This window comes from Pseudomonas sp. Irchel s3b2, assembly GCF_900187445.1.
Taxonomy (GTDB): Bacteria; Pseudomonadota; Gammaproteobacteria; order Pseudomonadales; family Pseudomonadaceae; genus Aquipseudomonas.
In genome coordinates this window covers 2,084-5,421 of the sequence record NZ_FYEB01000027.1, presented here as the reverse complement: position 1 = coordinate 5,421, position 3,338 = coordinate 2,084, and the positions used below count along the sequence as shown (strand labels likewise).

Sequence of the window (3,338 nt, the reverse complement as noted above, 5' to 3'; positions counted from 1 at the left end):
TACGCAGATAGGGGTTTCGGAATTTAATCTTGACGATGACCTACTCTCACATGGGGAAACCCCACACTACCATCGGCGATGCATCGTTTCACTGCTGAGTTCGGGATGGGATCAGGTGGTTCCAATGCTCTATGGTCGTCAAGAAATTCGGGTACCGAGTCGTGACCAGTTGGCCTCGCTTCAGCAAATTGGGTAGGTGATAGATTTGTGTGTTTGTTTCTCGAACTTTCGGTTCGTTGCGTCTTCACACACCGCAATCTGGCCTTTCGACGCAAATTGCTTGGGTGTTATATGGTCAAGCCTCACGGGCAATTAGTATTGGTTAGCTCAACGCCTCACAGCGCTTACACACCCAACCTATCAACGTCGTAGTCTTCGACGGCCCTTCAGGGGACTCAAGGTCCCAGTGAGATCTCATCTTGAGGCTAGTTTCCCGCTTAGATGCTTTCAGCGGTTATCTATTCCGAACATAGCTACCCGGCAATGCCACTGGCGTGACAACCGGAACACCAGAGGTTCGTCCACTCCGGTCCTCTCGTACTAGGAGCAGCCCCTCTCAAATCTCAAACGTCCACGGCAGATAGGGACCGAACTGTCTCACGACGTTCTAAACCCAGCTCGCGTACCACTTTAAATGGCGAACAGCCATACCCTTGGGACCGGCTTCAGCCCCAGGATGTGATGAGCCGACATCGAGGTGCCAAACACCGCCGTCGATATGAACTCTTGGGCGGTATCAGCCTGTTATCCCCGGAGTACCTTTTATCCGTTGAGCGATGGCCCTTCCATACAGAACCACCGGATCACTAAGACCTACTTTCGTACCTGCTCGACGTGTCTGTCTCGCAGTCAAGCGCGCTTTTGCCTTTATACTCTACGACCGATTTCCGACCGGTCTGAGCGCACCTTCGTACTCCTCCGTTACTCTTTAGGAGGAGACCGCCCCAGTCAAACTACCCACCATACACTGTCCTCGATCCGGATAACGGACCTGAGTTAGAACCTCAAAGTTGCCAGGGTGGTATTTCAAGGTTGGCTCCACGCGAACTGGCGTCCACGCTTCAAAGCCTCCCACCTATCCTACACAAGCAAATTCAAAGTCCAGTGCAAAGCTATAGTAAAGGTTCACGGGGTCTTTCCGTCTAGCCGCGGATACACTGCATCTTCACAGCGATTTCAATTTCACTGAGTCTCGGGTGGAGACAGCGCCGCCATCGTTACGCCATTCGTGCAGGTCGGAACTTACCCGACAAGGAATTTCGCTACCTTAGGACCGTTATAGTTACGGCCGCCGTTTACCGGGGCTTCGATCAAGAGCTTCGCGTTAGCTAACCCCATCAATTAACCTTCCGGCACCGGGCAGGCGTCACACCCTATACGTCCACTTTCGTGTTTGCAGAGTGCTGTGTTTTTAATAAACAGTCGCAGCGGCCTGGTATCTTCGACCGGCGTGGGCTTACGCAGTAAATGCTTCACCCTCACCGGCGCACCTTCTCCCGAAGTTACGGTGCCATTTTGCCTAGTTCCTTCACCCGAGTTCTCTCAAGCGCCTTGGTATTCTCTACCCAACCACCTGTGTCGGTTTGGGGTACGGTTCCTGGTTACCTGAAGCTTAGAAGCTTTTCTTGGAAGCATGGCATCAACCACTTCGTGTTCTAAAAGAACACTCGTCATCAGCTCTCGGCCTTAAGATCCCGGATTTACCTAAGATCTCAGCCTACCACCTTAAACTTGGACAACCAACGCCAAGCTGGCCTAGCCTTCTCCGTCCCTCCATCGCAATAACCAGAAGTACAGGAATATTAACCTGTTTTCCATCGACTACGCTTTTCAGCCTCGCCTTAGGGACCGACTAACCCTGCGTCGATTAACGTTGCGCAGGAAACCTTGGTCTTTCGGCGTGGGTGTTTTTCACACCCATTGTCGTTACTCATGTCAGCATTCGCACTTCTGATACCTCCAGCAAGCTTCTCAACTCACCTTCACAGGCTTACAGAACGCTCCTCTACCGCATCACCTAAGTGATACCCGTAGCTTCGGTGTATGGTTTGAGCCCCGTTACATCTTCCGCGCAGGCCGACTCGACTAGTGAGCTATTACGCTTTCTTTAAAGGGTGGCTGCTTCTAAGCCAACCTCCTAGCTGTCTAAGCCTTCCCACATCGTTTCCCACTTAACCATAACTTTGGGACCTTAGCTGACGGTCTGGGTTGTTTCCCTTTTCACGACGGACGTTAGCACCCGCCGTGTGTCTCCCATGCTCGGCACTTGTAGGTATTCGGAGTTTGCATCGGTTTGGTAAGTCGGGATGACCCCCTAGCCGAAACAGTGCTCTACCCCCTACAGTGATACATGAGGCGCTACCTAAATAGCTTTCGAGGAGAACCAGCTATCTCCGAGCTTGATTAGCCTTTCACTCCGATCCACAGGTCATCCGCTAACTTTTCAACGGTAGTCGGTTCGGTCCTCCAGTTAGTGTTACCCAACCTTCAACCTGCCCATGGATAGATCGCCCGGTTTCGGGTCTATTCCCAGCGACTAGACGCCCTATTAAGACTCGCTTTCGCTACGCCTCCCCTATTCGGTTAAGCTCGCCACTGAAAATAAGTCGCTGACCCATTATACAAAAGGTACGCAGTCACCTAACAAAGTAGGCTCCCACTGCTTGTACGCATACGGTTTCAGGATCTATTTCACTCCCCTCTCCGGGGTTCTTTTCGCCTTTCCCTCACGGTACTAGTTCACTATCGGTCAGTCAGTAGTATTTAGCCTTGGAGGATGGTCCCCCCATATTCAGACAAAGTTTCTCGTGCTCCGTCCTACTCGATTTCATGACCAAGAGATTTTCGCGTACAGGGCTATCACCCACTATGGCCGCACTTTCCAGAGCGTTCCGCTAATCTCAAAGCCACTTAAGGGCTAGTCCCCGTTCGCTCGCCACTACTAAGGGAATCTCGGTTGATTTCTTTTCCTCAGGGTACTTAGATGTTTCAGTTCCCCTGGTTCGCTTCTTAAGCCTATGTATTCAGCTTAAGATACCTAACTTATGTTAGGTGGGTTCCCCCATTCAGACATCTCCGGATCACAGTCTGTTTGCCGACTCCCCGAAGCTTTTCGCAGGCTACCACGTCTTTCATCGCCTCTGACTGCCAAGGCATCCACCGTATGCGCTTCTTCACTTGACCATATAACCCCAAGCAATCTGGTTATACTGTGAAGACGACATTCGCCGAAAATTCGCGATTAAACTCACAAATTTTACCTTAGCCTGATCCGTTACCAGTGAAAGTAACGTTCAGTCTATCTTTCTATCACATACCCAAATTTTTAAAGAACGAAA

General features: G+C 51.0%; 2 rRNA genes. Both read right to left on the bottom strand.

The window, feature by feature from the left end:
• Positions 1-27: 27 nt before the first annotated feature.
• Positions 28-143 (bottom strand): 5S ribosomal RNA (gene rrf, locus CKW20_RS28790).
• Positions 144-291: 148 nt separating this feature from the next.
• Positions 292-3,183: ribosomal RNA gene (locus tag CKW20_RS28785) — 23S ribosomal RNA — on the bottom strand.
• Positions 3,184-3,338 lie beyond the last annotated feature (155 nt).